General features: G+C 73.0%; 27 protein-coding genes and 1 riboswitch. Of the genes, 10 read left to right on the top strand and 17 right to left on the bottom strand.

Features of this window, described 5'->3' with window-relative positions; all coding sequences use genetic code 11:
- Positions 1–29 precede the first annotated feature (29 nt).
- Positions 30–851, top strand: coding sequence for a ParA family protein (locus tag ITJ60_RS16245; protein WP_123939176.1), 822 nt, complete (start codon positions 30–32; stop codon positions 849–851).
- A 440-nt stretch (positions 852–1,291) separates the two neighbouring features.
- On the opposite strand, the gene ITJ60_RS16240 is transcribed toward ITJ60_RS16245, so the two are convergent.
- From ITJ60_RS16240 to ITJ60_RS16220, 5 genes are all read right to left on the bottom strand, one after another.
- Positions 1,292–1,852, bottom strand: a complete 561-nt coding sequence (locus tag ITJ60_RS16240; protein WP_111085817.1) for a MerR family transcriptional regulator — start codon at positions 1,850–1,852, stop codon at positions 1,292–1,294.
- A gap of 184 nt (positions 1,853–2,036) precedes the next feature.
- A complete protein-coding gene (locus tag ITJ60_RS16235) occupies positions 2,037–2,741 on the bottom strand; it encodes a MerR family transcriptional regulator (RefSeq protein WP_194648692.1) in 705 nt (234 codons plus the stop codon).
- Complete coding sequence (locus ITJ60_RS16230) at positions 2,741–3,220, bottom strand: FHA domain-containing protein (RefSeq protein WP_123292449.1); 480 nt, start codon at positions 3,218–3,220, stop codon at positions 2,741–2,743. Before ITJ60_RS16230 ends, ITJ60_RS16235 begins: the two co-directional genes overlap by 1 nt.
- 113 nt (positions 3,221–3,333) lie before the next feature.
- Positions 3,334–4,338, bottom strand: a complete 1,005-nt coding sequence (locus ITJ60_RS16225) for a FecCD family ABC transporter permease (protein WP_194648691.1) — start codon at positions 4,336–4,338, stop codon at positions 3,334–3,336.
- A 2-nt stretch (positions 4,339–4,340) separates the two neighbouring features.
- A complete protein-coding gene (locus ITJ60_RS16220) occupies positions 4,341–5,381 on the bottom strand; it encodes a FecCD family ABC transporter permease (protein ID WP_194648690.1) in 1,041 nt (346 codons plus the stop codon).
- Positions 5,382–5,558: 177 nt separating this feature from the next.
- On the opposite strand from ITJ60_RS16220, the gene ITJ60_RS16215 reads away from it, so the two are divergent.
- Positions 5,559–7,076 (top strand): S1C family serine protease, encoded by a 1,518-nt coding sequence (locus ITJ60_RS16215; protein ID WP_228510546.1) that lies wholly within the window; start codon positions 5,559–5,561, stop codon positions 7,074–7,076.
- Positions 7,077–7,327: 251 nt separating this feature from the next.
- Here ITJ60_RS16215 and ITJ60_RS16210 read toward each other — a convergent pair whose 3' ends face one another.
- Together ITJ60_RS16210 and ITJ60_RS16205 are read right to left on the bottom strand one after the other, a co-directional pair.
- A complete protein-coding gene (locus tag ITJ60_RS16210; RefSeq protein ID WP_194648689.1) occupies positions 7,328–8,485 on the bottom strand; it encodes a hypothetical protein in 1,158 nt (385 codons plus the stop codon).
- A gap of 236 nt (positions 8,486–8,721) precedes the next feature.
- Positions 8,722–8,979 carry a hypothetical protein gene (locus ITJ60_RS16205; protein ID WP_323749202.1) on the bottom strand — a complete coding sequence of 86 codons (258 nt, stop codon included), beginning with the start codon at positions 8,977–8,979 and terminating at the stop codon, positions 8,722–8,724.
- A 33-nt stretch (positions 8,980–9,012) separates the two neighbouring features.
- Here ITJ60_RS16205 and ITJ60_RS16200 point away from each other — a divergent pair, with 33 nt between their 5' ends.
- On the top strand, positions 9,013–9,375 hold the full coding sequence (locus ITJ60_RS16200) for an RNA-binding S4 domain-containing protein (protein WP_123292446.1): 363 nt from the start codon (positions 9,013–9,015) through the stop codon (positions 9,373–9,375).
- Positions 9,376–9,406: 31 nt separating this feature from the next.
- Here the strand turns inward: ITJ60_RS16200 and ITJ60_RS16195 are convergent, their stop codons facing one another.
- The 3 genes from ITJ60_RS16195 to ITJ60_RS16185 form a co-directional block, all read right to left on the bottom strand.
- Positions 9,407–10,372, bottom strand: coding sequence for a J domain-containing protein (locus tag ITJ60_RS16195; protein ID WP_194648688.1), 966 nt, complete (start codon positions 10,370–10,372; stop codon positions 9,407–9,409).
- A 97-nt stretch (positions 10,373–10,469) separates the two neighbouring features.
- Positions 10,470–11,561: a winged helix DNA-binding domain-containing protein gene (locus ITJ60_RS16190; protein WP_194648687.1), complete on the bottom strand. Its 1,092-nt coding sequence runs from the start codon at positions 11,559–11,561 to the stop codon at positions 10,470–10,472.
- Positions 11,558–12,304, bottom strand: a complete 747-nt coding sequence (locus tag ITJ60_RS16185; protein ID WP_123292443.1) for a phosphotransferase enzyme family protein — start codon at positions 12,302–12,304, stop codon at positions 11,558–11,560. Before ITJ60_RS16185 ends, ITJ60_RS16190 begins: the two co-directional genes overlap by 4 nt.
- Before the next feature lie 138 nt (positions 12,305–12,442).
- Between ITJ60_RS16185 and ITJ60_RS16180 the strand changes: the two genes are divergently transcribed.
- Together ITJ60_RS16180 and ITJ60_RS16175 are read left to right on the top strand one after the other, a co-directional pair.
- The gene (locus ITJ60_RS16180; protein WP_194648686.1) at positions 12,443–13,084 is read left to right on the top strand and encodes a GntR family transcriptional regulator; all 642 of its coding nucleotides are present in this window, start codon (positions 12,443–12,445) and stop codon (positions 13,082–13,084) included.
- Positions 13,081–14,325: an MFS transporter gene (locus ITJ60_RS16175; RefSeq protein WP_323749201.1), complete on the top strand. Its 1,245-nt coding sequence runs from the start codon at positions 13,081–13,083 to the stop codon at positions 14,323–14,325. Before ITJ60_RS16180 ends, ITJ60_RS16175 begins: the two co-directional genes overlap by 4 nt.
- Positions 14,326–14,330: 5 nt before the next feature.
- Here the strand turns inward: ITJ60_RS16175 and ITJ60_RS16170 are convergent, their stop codons facing one another.
- Positions 14,331–15,236 carry an NUDIX domain-containing protein gene (locus tag ITJ60_RS16170; protein WP_194648685.1) on the bottom strand — a complete coding sequence of 302 codons (906 nt, stop codon included), beginning with the start codon at positions 15,234–15,236 and terminating at the stop codon, positions 14,331–14,333.
- Positions 15,237–15,318: 82 nt separating this feature from the next.
- A riboswitch (TPP riboswitch) is annotated at positions 15,319–15,414 on the top strand.
- On the opposite strand from ITJ60_RS16170, the gene thiM reads away from it, so the two are divergent.
- The 3 genes from thiM (at position 15,403) to thiD (ending at position 18,637) form a co-directional block, all read left to right on the top strand.
- The gene (thiM, locus tag ITJ60_RS16165; RefSeq protein ID WP_194648684.1) at positions 15,403–16,275 is read left to right on the top strand and encodes a hydroxyethylthiazole kinase; all 873 of its coding nucleotides are present in this window, start codon (positions 15,403–15,405) and stop codon (positions 16,273–16,275) included. It overlaps the preceding riboswitch by 12 nt.
- The gene (thiE, locus tag ITJ60_RS16160) at positions 16,272–17,021 is read left to right on the top strand and encodes a thiamine phosphate synthase (protein ID WP_194648683.1); all 750 of its coding nucleotides are present in this window, start codon (positions 16,272–16,274) and stop codon (positions 17,019–17,021) included. Before thiM ends, thiE begins: the two co-directional genes overlap by 4 nt.
- The gene (gene thiD, locus ITJ60_RS16155; RefSeq protein ID WP_194648682.1) at positions 17,018–18,637 is read left to right on the top strand and encodes a bifunctional hydroxymethylpyrimidine kinase/phosphomethylpyrimidine kinase; all 1,620 of its coding nucleotides are present in this window, start codon (positions 17,018–17,020) and stop codon (positions 18,635–18,637) included. The genes thiE and thiD overlap by 4 nt, the downstream gene beginning before the upstream one ends.
- Positions 18,638–18,692: 55 nt before the next feature.
- Here thiD and ITJ60_RS16150 read toward each other — a convergent pair whose 3' ends face one another.
- The 4 genes from ITJ60_RS16150 to ITJ60_RS16135 all read right to left on the bottom strand — a co-directional run bounded on the left by ITJ60_RS16150 (position 18,693) and on the right by ITJ60_RS16135 (position 20,532).
- A complete protein-coding gene (locus tag ITJ60_RS16150; protein WP_194648681.1) occupies positions 18,693–19,202 on the bottom strand; it encodes a metallophosphoesterase family protein in 510 nt (169 codons plus the stop codon).
- Complete coding sequence (locus tag ITJ60_RS16145) at positions 19,199–19,669, bottom strand: MarR family winged helix-turn-helix transcriptional regulator (RefSeq protein WP_194648680.1); 471 nt, start codon at positions 19,667–19,669, stop codon at positions 19,199–19,201. Before ITJ60_RS16145 ends, ITJ60_RS16150 begins: the two co-directional genes overlap by 4 nt.
- Positions 19,670–19,751: 82 nt before the next feature.
- Positions 19,752–20,213, bottom strand: a complete 462-nt coding sequence (locus ITJ60_RS16140) for a VOC family protein (RefSeq protein ID WP_194648679.1) — start codon at positions 20,211–20,213, stop codon at positions 19,752–19,754.
- Between the two features lie 22 nt (positions 20,214–20,235).
- Positions 20,236–20,532, bottom strand: a complete 297-nt coding sequence (locus tag ITJ60_RS16135) for a GNAT family N-acetyltransferase (RefSeq protein WP_111087034.1) — start codon at positions 20,530–20,532, stop codon at positions 20,236–20,238.
- Between the two features lie 76 nt (positions 20,533–20,608).
- Between ITJ60_RS16135 and ITJ60_RS16130 the strand changes: the two genes are divergently transcribed.
- Complete coding sequence (locus ITJ60_RS16130) at positions 20,609–21,244, top strand: NADPH-dependent F420 reductase (RefSeq protein WP_194648678.1); 636 nt, start codon at positions 20,609–20,611, stop codon at positions 21,242–21,244.
- A 115-nt stretch (positions 21,245–21,359) separates the two neighbouring features.
- Here ITJ60_RS16130 and ITJ60_RS16125 read toward each other — a convergent pair whose 3' ends face one another.
- Positions 21,360–22,328, bottom strand: coding sequence for an aldo/keto reductase (locus ITJ60_RS16125; protein WP_194648677.1), 969 nt, complete (start codon positions 22,326–22,328; stop codon positions 21,360–21,362).
- A 155-nt stretch (positions 22,329–22,483) separates the two neighbouring features.
- Here ITJ60_RS16125 and ITJ60_RS16120 point away from each other — a divergent pair, with 155 nt between their 5' ends.
- The gene (locus ITJ60_RS16120) at positions 22,484–23,575 is read left to right on the top strand and encodes a hypothetical protein (protein WP_194648676.1); all 1,092 of its coding nucleotides are present in this window, start codon (positions 22,484–22,486) and stop codon (positions 23,573–23,575) included.
- Positions 23,576–23,613: 38 nt separating this feature from the next.
- On the opposite strand, the gene ITJ60_RS16115 is transcribed toward ITJ60_RS16120, so the two are convergent.
- The gene (locus ITJ60_RS16115; protein WP_123292823.1) at positions 23,614–24,471 is read right to left on the bottom strand and encodes a LysR substrate-binding domain-containing protein; all 858 of its coding nucleotides are present in this window, start codon (positions 24,469–24,471) and stop codon (positions 23,614–23,616) included.
- Between the last annotated feature and the right edge of the window lie 79 nt (positions 24,472–24,550).

Below are 24,550 nucleotides of genomic sequence, written 5' to 3'. Positions count from 1 at the left end.
CAACCCTAGTGGCGGTAACGTTGCTGATCGTGCATGTACTCAGCGTGAGCTCCCTCAAGGGCGGTGTCGGCAAGACGACGGTGACGCTCGGCCTGACTTCGGCCGCCTTCGCCAAGGGACTGCGCACGCTGGTGGTGGATCTCGACCCGCAGTCCGACGTCTCCACCGGCCTCGACATCAACCTCGCCGGACACCTCAACGTGGCCGACGTCCTCGAGAACCCGAAGGAGAAGATCGTCCGTCAGGCGATCGCCCCCTCCGGGTGGACGAAGGGCTCGCAGGGCAAGATCGACGTCATGGTCGGGTCGCCCTCGGCGATCAACTTCGACGGGCCGCACCCCTCCATCCGCGACATCTGGAAGCTCGAAGAGGCCCTGGCCAACGTCGAGCAGGACTACGAGCTCGTGCTCATCGACTGCGCACCGTCGCTGAACGCCCTGACGCGCACCGCGTGGGCAGCGTCCGACCGCGTCACCGTCGTCACCGAGCCCGGCCTGTTCTCCGTCGCCGCCGCCGACCGCGCCCTCCGCGCCATCGAGGAGATCCGCCGCGGTCTCTCCCCCCGCTTGCAGCCGCTCGGCATCATCGTGAACCGTGCCCGCGTCCAGTCGCTCGAGCACCAGTTCCGCATCAAGGAACTCCGCGACATGTTCGGGCCGCTCGTCCTGTCGCCGCAGCTGCCCGAGCGCACCTCGCTGCAGCAGGCGCAGGGTGCCGCGAAGCCCCTGCACGTGTGGCCCGGCGAGTCCGCGCAGGAGATGGCGCGCAACTTCGACCAGCTGCTCGAGCGCATCATGCGGACCGGCAAGATCGGGCCGTACGCCGACGGTTCGGGTGCCGTAGGCGCGTAGGCGCGTAGGCGGTCGTTCGTAGCGCGTAGGCGCGTAGGCGGTCGTTCGTAGCGCGTTCGTGTGTCCCCGGCGTCGAGTTCGTTCGGCGCGGGGGTGGTTCGCTGTCGTCTCGCTGTCGTCGAGGTTCCAGGACTCGCCGCTCAGGTTCGCCGAGGTTCCGCTCCGGAGCCCTGAGCGCGTCGAGGTTCCGAGATTTCGGTACCTCGAGGGCGGGACGACGCGGTGCTCGCGTTCGAGTGCTGCGTCCGCCGAGGTCGCGCCTCGGGTTGCCCGCCGTCGTCGAGATTCCAGAACTCGCCGCTCAGGTTCGCCGAGGTTCCACTCCCGAGCCCTGAGCGCGTCGAGGTTCCGAGATTTCGGAGCCTCGGGGGCAGACGGACGACCGCGCGACCGCGCAGACGGACGACCGGGAGACGTCCGGACGAGGGCGAGCGGCGCGGTCAGGAAGCGCGGGAAGCGCGGCGCGCGGCGAGCTCGTCGGACGGGTCGGCCGCCGCGGAGGCGTCGAGCTCGACCAGGGACGTCTCGACCTCGCGCAGGACCTTGCCGACCGCGATGCCGAAGACACCCTGACCGCGGGACACCAGGTCGATGACCTCGTCGTCCGAGGTGCACAGGTACACCGAGGCGCCGTCGGACATCAGGGTGGTCTGGGCGAGGTCGGACACGCCCGACTCGCGGAGCTGGTTCACAGCGGTGCGGATCTGCTGCAACGAGATGCCGGTGTCGAGCAGGCGCTTCACGAGCTTGAGCACGAGGATGTCGCGGAAGCCGTACAGGCGTTGGGACCCGGAGCCGGCAGCGCCGCGGATGGTGGGCTGCACGAGCTCGGTGCGTGCCCAGTAGTCGAGCTGGCGGTACGAGATGCCGGCTGCACGTGCGGCGACGGTGCCGCGGTAGCCGTTCTGCTCGTCGTGCTCGGGGAGGCCGTCGGTGAAGAGCAGCCCGAGGTCGTACCGCGTCGTGTCCGACTCGGTGCCTGGGGTGTCGTTCCCACTCATGCGCTTGCCTTCCACGACGATCGAGCTCCCACCCGAAGGTTCAACGACGGGTTGAGAGTTGTTCCGAGGTCAACGGTAGCGACTCCGACCGCTCCGGCGCGGGACATCCGACTCGGCGCGTCCGGCGTGTCGAGGATACGCCCCACCCACTGACGCACAAGCCCCCGCGGAGCACCGGAACGGATCATGCGTCGAGACGACCGATCGCCGCGCGGATGAGGCTCGAGCGGATGACCTCGAGCTGGACGGCGATCTCGCGTGCGAGTTCCGTGGCCTTCGCTCGCGACGTCGCATCACCCCGGCGTGAAACGGGCATGAGCGCGGATTCGATGAGTCCGACCTCGCGCTCGGCGGTGCTGCGGAGCGTGCGCAGGTGCCGCGGCTCGATGCCGGTCCGCTGCAGCTCGACGAGTGCCTTGAGGACGGACACGCTGTCCTCGCCGTAGGTCTCGGTGGCAGGGAGCAGCGATGCGGAGACCGCGTCGGCCAGGAGCATCGGGGACGCGCCGGCCGCTCGGGCCGTCTCGTCACGGGTGTACCGGCGCTCGCGCCCGAGGATCGAGGGACGCGGGGCGTCCCCACCACCGGGCAGTACGGGCTCGCGCCCGGCGTCGAGGTCGGCGAGGTACTCCTTGATGACCTTGAGCGGCAGGTAGTGGTCGCGCTGCAGGCCGAGGATCACCCGGAGGCGGTCGACGTCGGCCGCCGAGAACTTGCGGTACCCGCTGGCCGTTCGGATCGGCGTGACGAGTTCGCGCTCTTCAAGAAAGCGCAGCTTGGAACTCGACAGGTCCGCGAACTCGGGCTTGAGGCGAGCGAGGACCTGCCCGATCGTGAGCAGGTCCGGTGCCGCTGACCCCGCCCGGGCCGCAGCGGACCGTGCGGCCACTACGCGTTCGCCAGGCGCGCCAGGTCGACCCGGGACGCGTAGAACGTCAGACGGAACTTGCCGACCTGGACCTCGGCCCCGTCGGTGAGGGGCGCTTCGTCGATGCGGTCACCGTCGAAGTACGTGCCGTTGAGCGAACCGTTGTCCTTGACGGTGAACGCCGTGCCGTGCCGCAGGAACTGCGCGTGCTTGCGCGACACCGTGACGTCGTCGAGGAAGATGTCGGCGTCGGGGTGTCGGCCGGCGGTCGTGACGTCGGAGTCGAGGAGGAACCGCGCACCCACGTTCGGACCGCGGCGCACGACGAGCAGCGCCGATCCGGACGGCAGGGCGTTGACCGCCTCGCGCTCTTCCGCTGAGACACCGGACTCGGCGGTGAGCGCCGCGCCCATGTCCATGCTGAAGGTCAACGTGGTGTCGACCAGCCGCTGCTCCGGGGTCTTCTGACCGTCCGGCTGCGGGACCACTGGATCTGGCATCGGTGGACCTCCTCCTCTTGGCCCACCAGCGTATCGGAAAGGAGGGCTCCAGCGGCAGCCCCGAACTGGGCCTGTGGACGATCGTCCGCGGTGCGCGAACGTGCGGTCCGGGTTCAGCGACCGCGCGCGAGCAACCAGAGCAGGTACGGGGCGCCGACGACACCCGTCACGACGCCGACGGGCAGGGCGTTGCCGGGGATCGCGAACTGGGCGATGAGGTCGCTGCCGAGGGTGATCGCCGCTCCCACCGCGGCGGCCGGCCCGAGGGCGACGCGGCCTCCGCCGACGAGCCGACGGGCGATCGGCGCCGCCATCAGCGCGACGAACGACACCGGCCCCGCCGTGGCGACCGCGGCGGCGGTCAGGCACACCGCGGTGAGGAGCAGCAGCACCTTCGCGCGGTCCGGCCGGAGCCCGAGGGCCGCCGACACCTCGTCGCCGAGCGTCAGGACGGTCAGGCGCGACGACTGCAGCAGGGCCAGCAGGAACAGCACGACGAACGCGACGCCGAGCACGCCGACCAGGTTCCGGTCGACGGCGTTCAGGCTGCCGGACAACCACAGCAGCGCGGTGCCGGCCTGGGTGACGGTGCCGCTGGTGAGCATCCACCCCGTGATGCTCAGGCAGATCGCCGAGACGCCGATCCCGACGAGAACGACCCGGTTGCCGGTGATCCCCCGCCGCCAGGCCAGTCCGGCGATCACGATCGACACCACGACCGCGCCGACGAGCACGACCGAGAACAGGGTGCCGCCGGACGCCCCGAACAGCACGATCGCGGTGAGACCCGCAGCACTGGCACCCGAGGTGATGCCGATGACGTCCGGGCTCGCGATCGGGTTGCGGACGACGCTCTGCACGATGGCGCCGGCGACCCCCAGGCTGGCGCCGACCAGGATCGCTCCGAGCACCCGGGGGCCGCGCAGCTGCCCGATGACGAAGTCCGAGATGCGGTCGCCCTGGCCGAACAGGGCGCCGACGACCTGCGCCGGGGTGAGTGGGATCGAGCCGACCCCGAGTCCGACGAGCACCAGCGCGACGAGCACGACGACGACGACCGCCAGGACCACGAGCTCGCGTCGGACACCGACGAGCGCACCCCGAAGGGACGTCGACACCGTCACAGGCCCCGCACCGCCCTCGACCGCACGAGCGCGATGAACACCGGCGCACCGATGAGGGCTGTGACGATGCCGACCTGCAGCTCCCCCGGGTACGCCACGACGCGACCGATGACGTCGGCCACCAGCAGCAGCGCCGGCGCGACGATCGCGGACAGCAGGATGGTCCACCGGTGGTCGGGGCCGCTCAGCCGACGGACGGCGTGCGGCACGGCGAGCCCGACGAAGGCGATCGGCCCGGCGGCGGCCACGGCGGAGCCGGCGAGCAGCACGGTCACGAGTCCGCCGACAGCCCGGACGAGCACCACGCGTTGCCCGAGCGACGCCGCGAGCTCGTCGCCGAGGGCGAGGGTGTTGAGCGAGCGGCCCAGGCCGAACGCGATCGCGAGACCGATCAGCACGGGCGCCGTGATGATGCCGGCGGTACCGAGGTCCTTGCCGGCGAGGGCACCCACCTGCCAGAACCGCAGCTGGTCGAGCAGGCTCGCGTTCGTGACGAGTACCGCCGTCGTGATCGACGACAGCGCGGCGGCGACCACGGCACCGGACAGTGCGAGGCCGACCGGCGAAAGTCCACGCCGGGCGACGGCGGCGATCCCGTAGACGAACAGTGCCGCGAGGGCAGCACCGAGGAAGGCGAACGGCAGGTAGGCGGCCGTGCCGCTCACCCCGAAGAGCGCGATGCCGGCGACCACGGCGAGGGCCGCCCCGGAGTTGATGCCGAGGACGCTCGGGTCGGCGAGCGGGTTTCGGGTCACGCCCTGCATCACCGCGCCGGCGACACCGAGGGCAGCACCCGCGAGGAGCCCGACGACGGTGCGCGGGACGCGGTTGCCGAGCACGATCAGCCCGACCTCGTCGTTCCGTGACGGGTGGAGAACGGTGTCGAGCACGGTGTGGAGCGGGATCGGCCGGGATCCGTAGGCGATCGACAGCGCGCACGCCACGACGAGGACGACGACGGCCAGCACGGTCGCCCCGACCAGGCGGGAGACGGAGGCGGGCGCCGGTGGCGTGGACGTGGACGTGGAGGAGCGCATGGGAAGTAAGGCAACCCTAATGGACCACGGGCGACCGAACCGGCAGCCCACTCGGCGTCCCCCGAGCAAGCCCGGAGCAGTCGCTGGGTCCGTTCATAGGCTCGTCATTGGATCGCCGTCTGTACTGATCTCCATCGACACCCGCCCGGGTCGTCGAGGGACGACCGGAGAGCACCGATGAACGAGACCCCGAACCCCGCCGCCGACGCCGACCGCGAACACGACGAGCAGGGCACCGCCCGGACCGACGGCACGCAGCAGCAGGCGTACGGGATGCGCTGGGAGGCACCCCACGCCGACCCCGCCACCCTCCGTCCGGCCTACGCCTTCGACGGCTCCGGCCCGTACCTGTACGGCCCGGACGGCTCCGGTCCCTACGCCTACTCCCCCGACGGCCGCGGCCCGTACCTGATCGGCAGCCCGGCACTCACCGGCACCCACCACGCCTGGGCGCACACCGCGGCGACGGCGAACCACCCGGGAGCGAACACGAAGCGCCCGCGTCGCCTCGGGCTGATGATCGGCTCCGGCATCGCGGCCCTCGCGATCGTCGGTGCCGCTGGCGGCACGGCCCTCGGCCTGTCCTCGCAGAGCACGACCACGACGTCGAGCCAGTCGCAGGGCACCACGACGCTGCCCGACACCGGCAACGGCACGGGCAGCAGCGACGGCACGAACGGCTTCACCGTCCCCGGAGACGGCAGCGGCACCGGCACCGGCACCGACGGCAGCGGCACCACGGGCAACGGCAGCAGCGGCACGAGCACCGAGTCCGCCGCCACCGCAGCGACCGCCGCCCAGAAGAAGGGCGTCGTGACGATCAACACCGTCCTGAACTACGACGAGTCCTCGCAGGCGGCCGGCACCGGCATGATCCTCAGCTCGAACGGCACGGTCCTGACGAACAACCACGTCATCCAGGGCGCCACGAGCATCACCGTCACCGACGAGACCACCGGCAAGGAGTACAAGGCAGACGTGGTCGGCACCGACGCCACGAACGACGTCGCCGTCCTGAAGCTCGAGGACGCCTCCGGCCTCTCCACCGTCACGCTCGACGACGACGGCGAGCCGAGCACCGGTGACACCGTCACCGACGTCGGCAACGCCGAGGGCACGGGCAACCTCGTCGCCGCCGAGGGCACCGTCACGGCCACCGACCAGGACATCCAGGTGCAGAGCGAGTCCGGCACCGGGACCGAGTCGCTGTCCGGTCTGATCGAGATCGCGGCGAACATCGTCTCCGGCGACTCCGGCGGCCCCGTCGTCGACAGCGAGGGCGAGGTCGTCGGCATGGCGACCGCGGCGTCCTCGGGCACCGCGGACGTCACCGGCTACGCCATCCCGATCACCACCGCGAAGGCGATCGCCGAGAAGATCCTGGCCGGGGAGTCCTCGAACACGATCACCATCGGCTTGCCCGCATTCCTCGGCGTCCAGGTCAGCAGCACCGCCAGCACCACGGGCGGCGTCGCCGTCGCCGGCACGGTCGAGGGGTCTGGTGCCGCGAGCGCCGGCCTGGCCGAGGGCGACACGATCACGAGCCTCGGCGGCAAGACGGTCACGACGTCGGACGAGCTCACCGCCGCCGTGCAGTCGCACTCCGTCGGCGACAAGGTCGTGGTCGGCTACACCGACAGCACCGGCGCCGCCAAGACCGTCACCGTCACCCTGACCGCCGGCCCGGCCGCCTGAGCGGAAGCAGAAGCGCGAGCGAGCGTCGCCCCGGCCGCCTGAGCGGAAGGAAGCAGCGCTCGCACCACCGACCGGTACACGTTGGCCCAGCGGACACAGTGTCTGGAATCCGTTCAGCCGAGCAGCGCCCGCACCACCGACCGGTACACATTGGCCCAGCGGGCACAGTGTCTGGAATCCGTTCAGCCGAGCAGCGCCCGCACCACCGACCGGTACACGTTGGCCCAGCGGGCACAGTGTCTGGAATCCGTTCAGCCGAGCAGCGCCCGCACCACCGATCGGTACACGTTGGCCGGGGAGTCCGTCTGGAAGACGGTCTCCCCGGCTTCCGTCTTGCCCACGCGGGCGAAGCCGATCCCCTCGGCGTGCACGATCGTCACAGGCTTCGGCTTGCCCGGCCGACGCAGGTACGACACCGTCCAGGGCGCGGCCCAGAAGCGCGCGAGCCGCGGGTCCGCCTCGACGAGGGCTTCCGGCAGGTCCGGTGCGTCGGAGCCGCCGGCCAGCCGGCGGCCGAGCAGGTGCCCTGGGAGCGACCCCGTGCGGAACGGGAAGGTCCACGTCGGGCCGATGCCGAGCCTCCCGGCCGTCAGCGCGACCGCGCGGTCCGGCGTGACGGACGCGACCACCGCGCCCGCCTCGGCGGTCCCGTCCACGACGGTCTGCGACCAGGCCTGGAGGCGCGACTCGCCACCGTCGGGCAAGTGCTGTTCCAGCGTGACCGGCTGGGCATCGCCCTGCCACGGCTCGAGCAGGGTCTGGGTCGATTCCGGCAGCGTGCCGAGCCGGCCGACGAGGCCCGCTTCGATGAGTTCGCGGCCCGCCGCGGTGCGGAGGAGCGTCGGGTTCCACCGGCGTCCGGCGAGGCTCTTGAGCGTGCCGACCGCGTCGGCGCTCAGGCGGGGGCCGTCGAGCTCCGGGCCGGGCGCCGGGGTGGGCAGCGGCTCGAGGTCGCGCTCGGGGCGGACCGGGGACGGCTCGGTGGCGCGGACGCTCTCGAGGACCGCGAACACGAGCTCGTCGGTCTCGAGCAGGCGTGCCAGGGGGCGTTCGATCGTGAGGTCGACGCGGTGCCGCCCGGTGACGAACAGCAGGTGCGCACCCGCGACGTCGCCGTGTTCATCGGGACGGACGTACTCGACCAGGCGCGCGGGAGCCCCGGCGGCGGTCCAGGTGTCGCAGCCGACGAGCAGCAGCCCCTCGACGGAACCGGGCAATCTCGCGAGGAGGCCCGTGTTCTCGTCGCCGATCGCGCGGTCGCTGGGTCGGGATCGGACGGTGAGGACGACGTCGTCGCCGGTGACGCGCAGGTCCGCCTGGGCAGAGTCCTCGCGGCGCCACTGGTCGGGGCGGCGGAGGGTGAGGCGGGCGGTGCGGTCCTCGGTGCCGAGCGGGACGGGGACTGCCATGGCACGAGGCTACGTCGGGTGCGGGCTGCGGAGGGGTGCGGCTCGCCGTGCGCGCGTGGCGCGGCGCGTGGCGCGGTGGCGCGGCGCGTGGCGCGGTGGCGCGGCGGCGCGCGGCGCGGCGCGCGGCGCGGCGCGTGGCGCGGTGCGCTTCGCGTGGTGCGAGGTTGACCACTCCGTGCCGCGCAACAAGCTCGCACCGGGTGTGCAACCTCGCACCGAGTCGCCACTCGCACGCCTCAGCGTCGGGGCGCGCGCGGGGCCGGAGGCGGCGGGACGGGCTTCGCGGCGACGACGTCGGCGAGCCGGACCTCGACTGGGCCGCGGCGGGTGGCGATCGTCACGGTGTCGGGGGTGCGGGCGACGAGGTCCCCGAGGGCGTCCTGTGCACCGTCGCCGTGGTGTGCCCGCACCACGAGCCGGTCACCGATCGCGGCGTCGTGCAGGACCCCGAGCGCACGGACCCGCGCGATCGCCGCCTGTTCCCCGGTGCTCACCCGCCCAGCGTAGGGGCCGCCTAGAGTGAGGGGATGGCCAAGGCTCGCGTGGACAGCTGGATCTGGGCGGTGCGGATCACCAAGACCCGCTCCGCTGCGACCGCCGCGTGCAAGGCCGGGCACGTCCGGGTGAACGGGGAGCGCGCAAAGCCCGCGCAGCCGATCGGCCCCGGCGACGAGGTCCGGGTGCGGCAGAACGGCTTCGACCGGATCGTCGTCGTCACCGGCATCATCCTGAAGCGGACGAGTGCTCCAGAGGCCGCGAAGCACTTCGAGGACAAGACCCCGCCGCGGCTGTCCAAGGAAGAGGCGGGGTTCGTGCCGATGCGCGACCGCGGTGCCGGACGCCCGAGCAAGCGGGAGCGCCGCGACCTCGAGAAGCTCCGCGGCTACTGACGCCGGCCCCCGACGCCGTGCGGGCCGGACGTCAGACGAAGCGGACGGTCTGCTGCAGGCGGTCGCGGATCTCGAACACGTCGACCGAACCGGGCGGGGACCACACGCCGTTCAGGACCTGCCCGAGCGCACTGCGGCGGACGACCAGGGCGGTCGGCTTCTTCGGGGAACCGACGAGCTGCACGTCGACCTCGACCGCGGAGTCCGGCACGACGAGCAGCCGGCCGGTGAACCGCACCCGGGTCTGCTTCTGCACGGCACGGGCGGCGCGGACGAGTTCCTTCACCGGACGCTCGCCGGGCGCCAGGGTCTCCCCGACGATGTCGCCGTGCTCGACCCGGACGGGGGCTCCCCAGTCGATCGACTCGACGGCCCAGAGCCCGCTCGGGGTCAGGACGGCGTGGTCGAGCTTGCCCTCGGCCCCGGCGTCGAGGTCGTGCCAGACGGTAACGCCGATGCCCATGTCCGAGACGATCGAGGCGGTGGCCTCTTCGGCGAGCGCTTCGCCGAGCAGCCGTCGGATGTGGCGGGGCGCGGAACGGATGAGGGTGGGGTCGTAGGGGTCCTCGATGGGGTCGCCGAGTCCGACCCATTCGCGTTCTGCCTGCAGGAAGACCTCTCGCGACCGTCCGCCGGGGTGTCCGTGGGACCGGGCGCGGGGGCGGGTGTCGCGACGGGCTGACGGGGGTGCGTAGGCGTCGCGACCGGTGTCGGGCCTCCCGGTCGACGAACCGGACGCACCGGACGCGCCGAACGGGCCGGCACCGCTGCTGCTGAACGCGCCGCGGGATCCCGCGTCGTAGGCGCGGCGTGCTGCGGGCGTGCCGATGCGTTCCCAGGCGAGCTGGACGCGGCGGAAGTGCTGGGCGTCGCCGCCGAGGTCGGGGTGGGATTCGCGGGCGGCGCGCCGGTAGGCGCGGCGGAGCGCGTCGTCGTCGGCGGTCGCGGGGACGCCGAGGACTTCGTACGGGGTGGCGTCGGCCGGGCTGTCGGTCATGGCCCTGCGACATTACCCGAGGCAGGGTACGAGTCCGCCGCGTGGTTGCTGGGGACGGCCTGGAGGGATGGGATGCGCTCGACCCCACCGGCTGCGGTCAGCGGCTGGTCGCCTCCACCACCCCGAACGCGACGGGCGCGTCGAGGAACCGCGCGTACCGGGCGGCGGCCGCCTCGAGCGCGCGCACCGAGGTGTCGTCGAGTTCCGCGAAGGGTGTGACGGTGACGGCCACCCTGCTGGCGCGCTCGGTCCGCTTCCAGGTGCCGACGACCCGACCGCGGACGACGGCCATGGGCAGGAACATGCCGTTGGCGCCCGGGACGACCCGGTCGGCGTGTTCGGGGTCGAGCTGGGCGGAGCGGTCGGCGTACCCGAGCAGGTACTCGTCGAACCCGGGCAGCAGGTGGCCGGTGGGTGTGCCGCCGGTGGTGGGACGGTCGGCGAGCGCGAGGAGTCCGCCGCCGAGGTCCTCGACGGTGTCGCCGGCGGCGGCCCGGGCGCGGCGGAGGTCGCCGAGCGGGAGCTTCGTCCAGCTGGCGGCGTCGGCCTCGGTGGCGGGGCCCCGGCCGCGGAGGTACCCGAGCAGGACCCGGCGGAGTGCTTCGTCGCGGTCGGGGACCTCGGTGAGCGTCGGTGCCCACTCGTCGAGGAGCACGAGTGCCTGGCCGACGCGGGCGGTGGGCCCCCAGGCGACGAGTCCCTCTTGCGAGAGCTGCAGCAGCAGGTGGTAGCCACGGCCGGCGGTGGGGTCGATGCCGGCGGCGCGGTACTCGTCGAAGAGTTCGTCGCGGACGAGGGCGCGGCCGCCGGACAGTGCGGCGACGGTGGTGTGCCGTGCTCGGTCGAGCAGGGGCTGGTCGATGCCGAGTTCGGTGGCGCGTCGGGCGATGCTGCGCAGGGTCCGTTCGGCGGTCAGGGAGAGCAGGAGCCGCAGGTCGTCGGGTCGCACGGCGTGCAGGGTGCCCCGCATCGGCCAGGAGCGGACGAGCTCGCCGCGGTCGAAGGCGGCGCGGACGTCGTCACGGGTGGCCCCGGGTGTGCGGACCCCGATGGCCCAGAGGACCTGGCCGAGGTCTTGCCCTTGCACGGCGGTCATCCGTTCGACCGCACCGGTGGGGCTGGTGCCGGGGACGGCGATCCCCTGCGCGGCGAGCCGCAGGGTGCGGAGCTGCGCAGGGGTCGGGGTCACGCGACGGCGGCGGCGATGGCGTCGGCGTGCTGCTCGATGTAGGCGACGTCGGCCCGGTACAGGTCGGCGTGCCCGTGCGCCAGGTCGCTGACGAACTTCGGGTTGCCGGCGGCGGCCTCGGTCTCCATGGTGGTGACCATCGCGACGAGGGACGCGGCCATCGTCTCGGCGAGGACGCTGCGGGAGCGGTCGTCGAGGTCGTAGGCGCGGCAGAACTCGGCTGCGCGGGCGAGCCGGTCGTCGAGGTCCGGGGCGGTCATGCCCTCGACGGCGCCGGTGGTGAACGGGGCGAACCGGTACACGGCACTCGCGACGTCCCAGACCCGTGGCCCGGGGTGTGCGGTGTCGAAGTCGATGAGCCCCACGGCCTGGATGCCGTCGTAGACGCAGTTGTAGGGGGCGAAGTCGCCGTGCACGATCGTCTCGACGGGGGTGCGTTCGGCCTGTGACCAGCAGTCGCGTGCCCCGTCACGCGGGAACGTGGTCGCGGCGTCGTGGAAGTGCCGGAGCAGTCGTGCGCTCGTGACGAGGGCGGCTTCGCTCGCGACGTCCTCGGTCCAGGGGTACTCCCCCGCGACCCCGGGGACGAACGACACCGTCTCGAGGGTGTCGCCGTGCTCGATCGGTTCCGGTGCCGCGACGAACCCCTGTTCGTGCAGGTGTGCGAGCAGCCGGTGGACGGTCGGTGTCCACGGTCCGGCCGGGCGGTGGACTCGGTCGTCGGCCCTGGTGATCCGCTCCATGGGGAACCTCCTGTGTGTGCGTCTCCGTTGACGTCCGGCCAGCGTATCGACGTGTGCCGCCGTGTGTGACGCGGTGGTGTGAACAACACGTCACGTGACGGCATGCAGCGTTGCATGCAAGGGCGTAGGATCGTTCACGTGGAGCAGCACACGACGACCCAGGCCGCATCCGAGCGCGCGTACGACCACGTCAAGCGGGCGATCATCCGCGGCGACCTCCCGGGTGGGACCGCGATCAGCGAGAACGCACTGTGCCAGGAGATCGGGCTGTCTCGCACCCCCGTGCACGAGGCCTTCCTGCGCCTGGCCGCCGAGGACCTGCTCACCCTGGAGTCCCGGAAGGGTGCGGTGGTGCGCCCGATGTCCCCGAACGAGGCGGCGGACGTGCTCGAGATGCGCGAGGCGATCGAGGCCACGGCGGCGGCCCGCGTCGTGACCGACGGCCGCGTGGCGGACGTCACCCCGGGCCTCCAGGCCATGCTGACGGAGCAGGAGCAGGCGGTCGCGACGGGCGACGTCGACCGGTTCATCGAGGTCGACGCGGCGTTCCACGGTGCGGTGATCGGCGCGTCGCGGAACGCGATCGCGGTGCGCTTCGCGCAGACGCTCCGTGACCGGCAGAACCGGCTCCGACACCAGCTGATGCGGGTGCAGCCGTCGCAGCTGCAGGCCTCGCTCGACGACCACCGAGCCCTCGCGGCAGCCCTGGCAGCGGGCGACGCGGCCCGCTACGCCGAGGTCCTGCACGCCCACGTCGCCTCGCACCGGGGTGCCCTGTGAGCGCGACGGGGAGCATCCCCACCACCGGCTCGCTGTCCGTCCCCTCGGCGCGTGTGATGCCCTGGGTCGCGGTGTGGGGCGCGGTGTTCGTCTGCTCGTGGGGCGGCAACCAGTTCTCGCCCCTGCTGCTCATGTACGAGGGCCGCGAGCACTACTCGTCGGTCGTCGTCAACGTCTTCCTGGGCGTCTACGTGCTCGGCCTCGCGCCGGCGCTGCTCGTCGCCGGGTCACTGTCCGACCGGCACGGCCGCAAGCCCCTCATGCTCGCCGCCATCCTGTCCGCCGTCGTCGGCAGCGGACTGCTGGCGCTCGGACCGCTCGGCCCCGGGTTCCTGGCGGCCGGGCGGCTGTTCTCCGGCATCACCGTCGGCATCGCGATGGCCGTCGGCAACAGCTGGGTGAAGGAGCTGTCGCAGGGACGCTTCGACCCATCCGCCGATGCCGGGTCCGGTGCCCGCCGGGCCTCGCTGGCGTTCACGCTCGGTTCGGCATCCGGCGCACTGGTCGCCGGGCTCATCGCACAGTGGGGCCCGATCCCCGAGGTGCTGCCCTTCTTGGTCCACATCATCGTCGCACTGCCCTTCGCCGTCGTCGTCTGGCGCACCCCCGAGACCAACCGCTCCGGCGGGGTCCCCGGTCCGTGGTGGCGCCAGCTGCGGGTGCCGAGCGCCGGGCACCGACGGTTCACCCGAGTGGTGCTCGTCACCGCCCCGTGGATCTTCGGCTCGGCGGCGATCGGGTACGGCTACCTGCCGACCCGGCTCACCGGGGCCACCGGCGCGTGGGGCCTGCTGTTCGCCACCGCCGCGACCGTCGTCGCCCTCGGGGTGTCCAGTGCGGTCCAACCGCTCGCGCGGCGCGTGCACTCGCTGACCTCGGCCCGCGGACTCACGACGGCCCTCGCGTGCATGACCGCCGGCATCGCCGTGGTCGTCGTCGCGATCGAGCTGCAGTCCGTCGTGGTCGGACTCGTCGCGAACGTCGTCATCGGCGTCGGGATTGGGCTCGCCCTGGTGTCGTCGCTGCTCGAGGTGCAGCGGATCGCCGGGTCCCGCGACCTGGCCGGACTGACCGGGGTGTTCTACGCGGCGGCGTACGCGGGGTTCCTGGCGCCCGCCGTGATCGCGGCGATCGCGAACGTGGTGGCGCTGCCCGTCGTCCTCTGGGTGATCGTCGGGCTCGGTGTCGTGTCGTGGTGCGCGGTGCTCGTGTCGTCGCGGCGGTACCTGCCGACGGCGTAGCGCCGCTAGAACTGGTCGCGCAACCAGGACGGCCCGTGCACCACGGCACCGAGCGCCTCGACGCGTGCACGGAGCTCGCGATCAGCCGTGACGGCCACGACGGGACCGTCCCCGGCCTCCACCGCGGCACGAGCGGCGTCCACGATGGCGTCGTCCCCCGAACCCGGCGCTGCGACGACGTCGAGTGCACGGGGCAGTGCGCCGTCCGACGACCCGGAGGCCGCCCGGGCTTCGCCCTCGAGCACCACGGTCCACCGCGGCCACCACCGGGCGAACGGCAGCGCCAGCACGTCGGCCGTCACCCCGGACGCGGCGAGCGCCGTCACCGACGACAGCAGGCGTGCGGCGGCTCCCGCCCGGTCCTTCCACCAGCCGTCGGGCACGCTGCCGACGACGTTCGCCGCGTCGACGACGACGTGCGGGGTGGTGGTGAGCGACGCTCGGAGCGCCGGCCACGACTTCCCGAACCCGGGGTGGAGCGGCAGGTCGTCGACCTCGTCGACGGGGATCCAGGACAGGGCGAGGCTCTCGCGGTCCGCGATCACCGGTTCGAACGGCCGACCGGCACGCCCCACCACGGTCGTGTAGGTCCAGAACCCCAGGTCGAGCAGTGCCGTGTGGCGCAGGTCGACGCCGTCGTGGGGCACACCGGCTTCCTCGGCGGACTCGCGGAGCGCGCCGGTGACGGCGTCCTCGCCCTGGTGGCGTGCGCCGCCGGGGATGCCCCACGTGCCGCCGTGGTGGCTCCACTCGACGCGGTGCTGCAGGAGCACGCGTCCGGCGCCGTCGTCGACGAGCAGCCCAGCGGCACCGAAGAGTCCCCAGGCCTTGGTGCCGTCGGGACCGACCGCCCAGGCGTCGCCGGGGTCGCGGGGGCCTGGTGGCGGTCCGGGAGGCGTGGAGTCTGGCACCCGTCAACCCTGTCACACGGGGCCGGACATGTGACCGGAGACGACGGGCCGTGGCAGGGCACGGCTGCTCGTGTACGGTGTCGATCGAGACACGGGGTGCCGCAACCAGCGGCTGAGATCACACCCGTCGAACCTGCTCGAGCTCGTACTCGCGAAGGGATCGTCCATGGAATCCGCTGCGCCCTCCCCTGCCTGGGCCCACCGAACCGCCGAACTGCTCGAGGCCGTCCGGGCCCGGAGCCCGTTGGTGCAGTGCATCACGAACACCGTGGTGCAGAACGTCACCGCGAACGTGCTGCTCGCCCTCGGGGCCTCGCCCGCGATGGTCGACGTGGCGACCGAGGCGGGACCGTTCGCCCGGGTCGCCGACGCCCTGCTGGTGAACACCGGCACCCCGCACGCCGAACCCCGGGTCGCGGCGCTCGAGGCCGCGCACGCCGCCCGCGACACCGGTACCCCCTGGGTACTCGACCCCGTCGCGGTCGGCTCGCTGCCGGTGCGCACCGCCCTGGCCCGCGACCTGCTGGCGCTGCACCCGACGGTGCTGCGCGGCAACGCGTCCGAGGTCCTCGCCCTGCTCGGCACGTCGGCCGGTGGCCGCGGTGTCGACAGCACGGTGGGCACCGAGGACGCCCGTGCGGCTGCGGTCGACGCCGTGTCCGGTCAGGCGGCCGGGAGGCTCGTGGCCGCGGTGGCCGTGTCGGGTCCCGTCGACCTGTTGGTCGCGCCGGGCACGGGTGTGGTGCGGGTCGCGAACGGCACCGAGCTGTTGACGCGGATCACCGGGGGCGGGTGCGCCCTCGGTGCGGTCGTCGCCGCGTTCACGTCGGTCGCGCCCGACGACGCCGGTGCGGCCGCCGTCGCGGCGACCGTGGTGCACACGATCGCCGCGGAGCTCGCCGCCCGGGAGGCCGGCGGCCCCGGCACCTTCCAGCCGCTGTTCCTCGACCGGTTGGCGTCGCTCACCCCCGAGGACGTCGTCCGCGAGGCCCGGATCACGGTCGAGGCCGCGCCTGCGTCCCTGGTGGTGCCGGCGTGAGCGGGCTGCGGGAGGACTTCGGCGTGTACCTGGTCACCGACGGCGCCCTGGCCGACCGGCACGGTGTCGGTGTGCTCGGGGTGGTCTGCGCCGCGGTGCACGCCGGGGTCCGGATCGTGCAGGTGCGGGACAAGGACGCCTCGGCACGGGACCTCCTGGCACTGACCGCTGCCGTGGCCGACGCCGTGGGCGACCGCGCCGCCGTGGTGGTCGACGACCGGCTCGACGTCGCCCTCGCCGCTCGGCACGCGGGACACCGGGTCGCGGGGGTGCACCTCGGCCAGTCGGACGTCCCCGTGACCGCTGCTCGTGCCCTGCTCGGGCCGGACGCACACGTCGGGTTGACCGCGAACACCCCGGAGCACCTGGCCGTCGTCGCCCGGCTGCCCCGCGGCACCGTGGACCTGCTCGGCGTCGGGGTCGTGCACCCCACCACGACGAAGGCCGACCACCCGCCGGCACTCGGGCACGACGGGTTCGCCCGGCTCGCGGCGGCGACGGACGTGCCGTGCGTGGCGATCGGCGGGGTGACCCTCGACGACGTCGCGCCGCTCCGGGCAGCGGGCGCCGCCGGGGTCGCGATCGTGTCGGGCGTCTGCGCCGCGGCCGATCCCGGTTCCGCAGCGGCCGCGTACGTGGCCGCGTGGGGCCCTGGACCCGGCCACGGGGCGGAGCCGGGGCGGCTCGCGGCGGGCGATCCGTTCCTCCCGTCGGGGGCTTCGTCGCACCACGGGGCGGAGTCGTGAGCGTCCCGCGCGTGCTGGCCATCGCCGGGACCGACCCGACGGGCGGCGCCGGGCTGCAGGCCGACCTCAAGGCGATCGCGGCGCACGACGGGTACGGCATGGGCGTGGTCACCGCCCTCGTCGCGCAGAACACGCACGGGGTGCGGTCGGTGCACGTGCCGGACGTCGCGTTCCTGCGGGAGCAGCTCGACGCGGTGTCGGACGACGTCACGATCGACGCCGTGAAGATCGGGATGCTCGGCACAGCACCGGTCGTCCGCGTCGTGACGGACTGGTTGCGGGAGCACCGGCCACCCGTGGTCGTCGTGGACCCGGTGATGGTGGCGACGAGTGGTGACCGGTTGCTCGACGAGGACGCCGCCTCGGCGATGGGTGCTGCGCTGTTCGGACTGGCCGACCTGGTGACGCCGAACCGGGCCGAGTTGCAGGTGTTGGCGGAGCTGGCTGGGGCTCCGGCGCCTGCCTCGTTGTCGTCGCTGGACGCTGCGCGGCTCGTGGCGTCGACGTGGGACGTGCTCGTGCTGGCGAAGGGCGGGCACGACGAGGGGCCGACCTCCGACGACGTGCTCGTGTCGCCGTCGGGGTCCGCTCGACAGTTCACCGCTCCCCGCGTCGCGACGGCCAACACGCACGGCACCGGGTGCTCCCTGTCGAGCGCCATCGCGACGCTCGCTGCCCGGTACGGGGACTGGGAACTCGCGGTCGGGGTGGCGAAGCCCTGGCTGACGGCAGCCCTGCGGGGAGCCGATGCCCTGGAGGTCGGGTCCGGCAACGGGCCGATCGACCACGGCGCCGTAAGCCGAGCGTTGCTCCCCGTGGTCCCCTTCACCGACGTGTGGTGGTCCGACGTCAGCGCCGTGCTGGAGGCCACGATCGAGTGCGGGTTCCTGGTCGGGCTGCGCGACGGAACGCTCGATGCGGAGGTGTTCGCCGGGTACCTCGCGCAGGACGTGCACTACCTGCGGGCATACGAGCAGCACCTGGCGGCGTTGGCTGCGAGCGCGGCGGGCGCTGCGAGCGCTGCGAGCGCTGCGAGCGCTGCGAGCGCTGCGAGCGCTGCGGGCGCTGGTGCTGGTGCTGCGGCTGCCGGCCCTGCGGCTGCCGGCGCCGGTCGTGCGGCTGCCGGCGCCGGCCCTGCGGCTGCCGGCGCTGGTCGTGGTCCTGTGGCTGCCGCCTTCTGGACGGCGGCGTCCGAGGGGTGCGCCGCCGAGGCCCGCGACCTGCACCACCGACGCCTCGCCGGCACCCACGCCGACGATCCCGTCCACCCGACGTGCGCCGGGTACCTCGCACACCTGCAGGAGGCGGCGGACTCCGGGTCGGCGGCCGTGCTCGCCGCGGCGGTGCTCCCCTGCTTCCGGGTCTACGCCTGGGTGGGGGCGCAGCTCGGCTCGGCGCCGGACGAGCACGCGTTCGCGGACTGGATCACGGCCTACGGCGACCCGGGGTTCGCGGCGTCGAGTGCCGAGGCGACCCGTCTGGTCGAGGAGATGGCGGCAGCCGCGACCCCGTCCGAGCGGGGCCGGATGGCGCGGGCGTTCCGCCGCTCGACCGAGTGGGAGCTGGCGTTCTTCGCGATGCCGCTGACGGTTCCGGTGGCCCGAGTCTCGGCGTGAGCGACACTCCTCGCGGCGCCCGGCCCGAGAACTGTCGCCTGGCCCGAGTCTCGGGTCAGCGGGCGGGCGGCGGCAGCCGCACCAGCTCGACGGCCAGGTCGGCGCCGGTCACGGTGCCGCGCATCCACGTGAAGTCCGGCTGCCGACGGCGATCGGTCGGCGAGCCGGGGTTGAGCAGCCGCAACCCGGACGGTGCGACGGTGTCCCACGGGATGTGGGAGTGCCCGAAGACGAGCACGTCGACGTCCGGGTACTCGGCGGCCATGCGCTGCTCCCGGCCCGTCGCGGCACCGGTCTCGTGCACCAGCGCGAACCGCAGGTCCTCGACCGCGAAGTGCGCGACGAGCGGCAGCCGGTCGTCGAACTCGGGGCCGTCGTTGTTGCCGCGCACGCCCTCGAACCGGTGGGATCGGGCCTGCACGGCGTCGAGGGTGGCGAGGTCGACCCAGTCCCCCGCGTGCACCACCAGGTCGGCGGCGTCGACAGCGGACCAGAGCGCGGCGGGCAGGTCCTTCGCCCGCTTCGGCAGGTGCGTGTCGGAGAGCAGGACGAACGACGTGGTCACGACGGGGTGCGTCCGGGCATCGGCAGTCCGGCCTCGTCCGAGGCGCCGAGCCGTTCGAGCAGTCCGGCGAGCAGGGCGATGTCGTCGTCGGACCAGCCGGCGAGCCGTTCCTCCAGCGCATCCCGGTGCAGTTGCACGGAGCGCTCGAGCGCGGTGCGGCCGGCGTCCGTCGCCACGAGGGGCTTCGCGTTGCCGGTGCCGCCGTCGGTCGTCTCGATCAGCTTCGTGGCGAGGAGCCCGGACAGCTGCCGCGAGATCGTCGAGCGGTTCAGGCGCAGGTACCGGGCGATGTCGATCGCCATGCAGCCGGGGTGCTGCACCACGAAGTCGACGAGGGACTGGTCGACGACGCTCAGTGCTTGGTCGGATCCGCGGGCACGGATGCTCGCACGTCGGGTGATCCGGGCCAGCTCGGTGTAGGCCCGGCCGATCTCGCTGTTCCGGATCCCGGAGCTCGGGTGGTCCATCGTGGCTCCAGCCTTTCGGTGCCGGCGCCGGCCGGCGGTCTTCTGTGCCGACACCATACCGGTCGGTACGCGAGATTCGGGCTCAGTGACCTGCAGCTGCAGCCCGGAGCGCGGGGATGTCGAGCTTCTGCATCGTCATCATCGCCTGGAAGACACGGGCGTTCGCCTCGGGGTCGCCCGAACCGGTCATGAGCTCGCCCATCATCGACGGGGTCACCTGCCAGGCGACACCCCAGCGGTCGAACAGCCAGCCGCACATGCTCGGCTTCCCGCCGTCGGCGAGCAGGGCGTCCCAGATGCGGTCGAGCTCGTCCTGCGTGTCGACGTCGACCTGGAAGGAGACGGCATCGGTGTGCGGGTGTCCGGGGCCGCCGTTCATCGCCCGGTACGGCTGCCCGAGCAACGTGAACTCGACGACCAGGGTCGCGCCGTCCGGGGCCTTCGCCACGCTGTCGACCGAACTGCCGGGGAACAGGTCGACGTAGTACCGGGCGGCCTGCTCGGCTTGGTCGTCGTACCAGAGGAAGGGGGTGATGGTGGGCATGGGGCGCTCTTCTCGCGTCGGCTCAGTCCGCGGCACTGCGGATGAGCAGGTCTGACTTCTCGGGGTGCTCGTCGAACCACTTGCCGACGAACCAGCACATCGGCACGACCCGCTTCGTCGAGTTCGTCTCGACGTCGGCGACCGCGTACTCGACGAGCTCGGCCGCGTAGCCGTGCCCGCGGTGCTTCGGCACCGTGTACGTGTGCGGGAACGCGATCGCGTCGCCGTTCTCGCGGTAGTCGAGCACGCTCACGAGCTCGCCGCCGACGTACATCGCGTAGCGGTCCTGGTCGGTCTCGTCGCGGAACTCGTGGTCCATGCCGCCATCATGCTCCGCCCGGGGCGCACGTGCTCCACCGGGAATGCTCGTGGCCGCCGAGCGTTGGATGGACACCATGACAACGATCGGCATCATCGGCGCAGGCAACATCGGATCCCAACTCGCACGGCTCGCGGTGCAGCACGGCCACCAGGTCGTGATCGCGAACTCACGCGGCCCCGAGACCCTGGCCGACCTCGTGGCCGAACTCGGCGACCAGGCCCGTGCGGTCACCCGTGACGAAGCCGCCGCCGCGGGCGAGGTCGTCGTCGTGACGGTGCCGCTCGCCGCGATCGAGACCATCCCGGCGGAGCCGCTCGTCGGCAAGGTCGTCATCGACACGAACAACTACTACTGGGAGCGCGACGGCCGCATCGCCGCGCTCGATGACGAGTCGACGACGACGGCCGAGCTGCTGCAGGACCACCTGCCCGGCGCCCGGGTCGTCAAGGCGTTCAACCACATCGGCGCCGCGGACCTGACCGGCCACGCCACCCCGGCCGGCACCCCGGACCGTCGCGCCCTCGTGATCGCGGGCGACGACGCCGAGGCGAAGCAGGTCGCCGCGGACCTCATCGACGAGTTCGGCTTCGACGTCGTCGACGCCGGACCCCTCGCCGAGGGCTGGCGCATCCAGCGGGACACCCCCGGCTACGGCCCGCGTCTGACCGCCGCCCAGCTGCGCGAAGCACTGCAGGCAGCCACCCGCTGACGGCCCGAGTCTCGGCCCCGCCGAGGCGAGACTCGCGCTGGGCGACAGTCCTCGTGCCGACAGCCGCGAGAACTGTCGCCCACCCCGAGACTCGGGCCCGGCGGCCAGCGTCCCGCTACGCCCGGTCGAAGATCACCGTCATGTCGGCGATGTCGTCCTCGGTCGGCTCCCACGTGGTGCCGGCCTCGACGTTCTGCGTGATCTGCTCCGGCTTCGTCGCCCCCGCGATGACGCTGGACAGCCCCGGCTGCGCGAGCAACCACGCGAACGTCGCCTGCAGCATCGTGACACCGCGGTGGTCGCAGAACCGCTGGTAGTCGTCGAGGACGTCCCACGGGGCGTCCTCGAGCAGCTGCGGCTTCGACGTCGACAGCCGCCCGTCGGCCGGCCCCCCGGCCTTCGTGTACTTGCCGGTCAACAGCCCGTTGTAGAGCGGGAAGAACGGCAGGAACCCGAGGGCGTACGCGCGGACGGCCGGCAGCACCTCGGCCTCGGCGGCACGGGCGAGCGGGCTGTACTCGTTCTGCGCGGACACGAACGCCGTGGTGCCGGCGATCGACGCGGTCAGTTCGGCCTCGGCGATCTGCCAGCCCGCGAAGTTCGAGTGGCCGACGTAGCGGATCTTGCCCTCGCGGACCAGGTCGTCGAGGACCGACAGCGTCTCCTCGATCGGGGTCACGTCGTCGGGACGGTGCATCTGGTACAGATCGATCCAGTCCGTCCCGAGGCGACGGAGCGACGACTCGACGGCCAACCGGACGTACCGTCGCGACCCGCGCACACCCCAGTCGGGGCCGTTCGCGCCCTGCATGTCCATGCCGAACTTCGTCGCGAGCACGATCTCGTCACGCCGCCCAGCGATCGACCGGCCGAGCATCTCCTCGGACATGCCGGGCCGGCCGCCGTAGATGTCGGCCGTGTCGAAGAGCGTGACCCCGGCGTCGAGTGCCGCGCGCACGACGGCGTCCGTGCCCTCCTGCGACTCGGAGGCGGTCCCCGGCCGCCCGAAGTTGTTGCAGCCGAGGCCGACGGTGGAGACGACGAGCCCCGAGGGACCCAGTGGACGGTGTTCGATTCCGGTCATGCCCCGAACGTACCGGCGACCCCGGAACTGGGGCTGCGACATCCGCGACCGTTGCCACTAGAACTGACGATGGATCAGTCGACGAAGGGAGCACCGCAGTGGCGTCGCATCGCATGCAGGATTCGGAACGGCCGCGCCGTCCCGTCCCGTCCTGGGTGACCGCACCGGTCGTCGAACCGGCCGAGTCCGCCCGGCGGGTCGCCTCCGACTCCGCAGCGAGCACCGGCCAGGAGGCCCGTCCCACCCCCGCCACGTCGCGCACCACCCACGGTGCGCCGGCTCCCACCGCCGTGGTCGGCTCCGCCCCGCAGCCGACGGCCACGCTCGACCCGACCGCAGCGCCGACGCCGGAGCCCGCGTCCATCGCCACCCTGGTCGAGGACGACGTCACGGTCCCCGACTACCCGCCGCAGCAGGACCTCCTGCCGCCGGCCCCGACCTCACCGACCGTGCACACCGTGCCGTTCGACACCGCCGCCGTGGCCTCCGCACCGGCCCCCGTCTCACCGATCGACGCCGCTCCGCGCACCGCGCCGACCCCCGCAGCGTCGCCCGTGCCCGCCGCCGGACAGCCCCGGTTCTCGGTGCCCGGCCTGGAGCACGTCGTCGTCGAGGGCACCGAGCCCGAACCGGTGGGCCCGATCGGCTTCCGCACGCCCCGCCGCTTCGCCCACCAGCAGGCCGCCGCCACCGTGACACCGGTACCGACGCCGGCGTCCGCCCACGTGCGTTCCTTCGACGCGGTCCTGCAGGCGCCGTCGGTACCGACCGCCTCGTCGACCGCACCGATGGCGCCGAACCCGGTCGTGCCCGTGACCGCACCCCGTGCCGAGGCGAGTGCGTCCGTCGGGGCCGAGCCAGGCCTCCCGACCGAACTGCTCGACCAACCCGTGGCCGCAGCCGCCCAGCCGGAGCCGCGCCGTGCACTCGGTGCGACGCCCGGGGCGGTCCTGGGTGCCGTGGCGGGCATCGCGACGCTCGGACTCGCGGCGTGGTGGTTCACCGCGCCGGCGACCGTGCACGGCGTCGGTGTCGTGCTCGGACTCCTCGCGCTGGTGGTGTCGCTCATGACGCTGCGCGACCGTGCGGCGACGTGGCAGCGGCCGGTCGCGCTGCTCGGCGCCGTGCTCGGTGGCGTCGGCACGCTCGTGCTGCTGTGGGCCGTCGCGTCGGCGCTGCTGCCGCTCGCCGGGGTGACGCTGCCCGACCTGACCGGGACCGGGACGACCCCGACCCTCGCGCCGTAACGGTCTCGGGCGCCGGTTCGGCCCCTCGGCTGGCGCGATCAGACCGCGCGGACGACGCCGCGCGACAGGATCGCGTTCGTCAGGGCATCGATCGGCTCGCGTTGCACCGTCGGGTTCGCGATGAGGACGTAGTCGACCGCCGGCAGGTCCGGCAGCCCGAGCCGCTGCGACACCTTCACCAGGTCCGCCGGGATGAGCGAGTGCGGGAACACCGCCACGCCGATCCCCGCCCGCACCGCCGCCAGCACGCCGTTCACGTCGCGGGTGTTGCAGGTGATCCGCCAGGTGCGGCCCGCGGCCTCGAGGGCGTCGATCGCCATCTGCCGGCTGATGCTCGGCGCCTGGTACGCGATGAGCGGCACGGGCTCGTCGCGTTCGACCGCGATGCCGTCCTGCGCCATCCACACCATCTGGTCGGTCGCGACCCGGGTGCCCTCGGCGGACTCCCCCGCGGTCTGCTTGATGAACACGAGATCGAGCTGCCCGGCGTGCACCCGGCGGAGGAGCGGCGACGACTGGTTCACCGTCAGCTCGAGGTTCACCTGTGGGTGCAGCCGCCGGAAGTCGCGGAGGATGCGCGGCAACTGCGTGATCGCGAGGTCGTCGGCCGCACCGAACCGGAGGCGCCCACGCGTCGCCGACCCCGAGAAGTAGGCGTCCGCGGTGGCGTGCGCCGCGAGGATCGTCCGGGCGAATCCCGCCATCGCGTCGCCGTTGTCCGTGAGGGTGACGCCACGGGTGTCGCGGGCGACGAGGGTGCGGGACACCGCGGTCTCGAGCCGCCGGACGTGCTGGGAGACGGTGGGCTGGCTGATGCCGAGGCGGGCTCCGGCCTGCGTGAAGCTCTGCGTCTCGGCGACGGCCAGGAAGGTCTGCAGCAGGACCGGATCGAGCACGGTGCACCTCGTTCGTTCGCGCGACTGTCGCGCGGTCGTTCGCGCGGTCATTCGACATCGCAATGGATTGATAGCCACC

Origin of the sequence: Curtobacterium sp. VKM Ac-2884 (assembly GCF_015350945.1) — a bacterium.
Lineage (GTDB): Bacteria > Actinomycetota > Actinomycetes > Actinomycetales > Microbacteriaceae > Curtobacterium.
The sequence above is the reverse complement of the archived record's forward strand: the minus strand, read 5'-3'. Positions and strand labels throughout refer to the sequence as shown.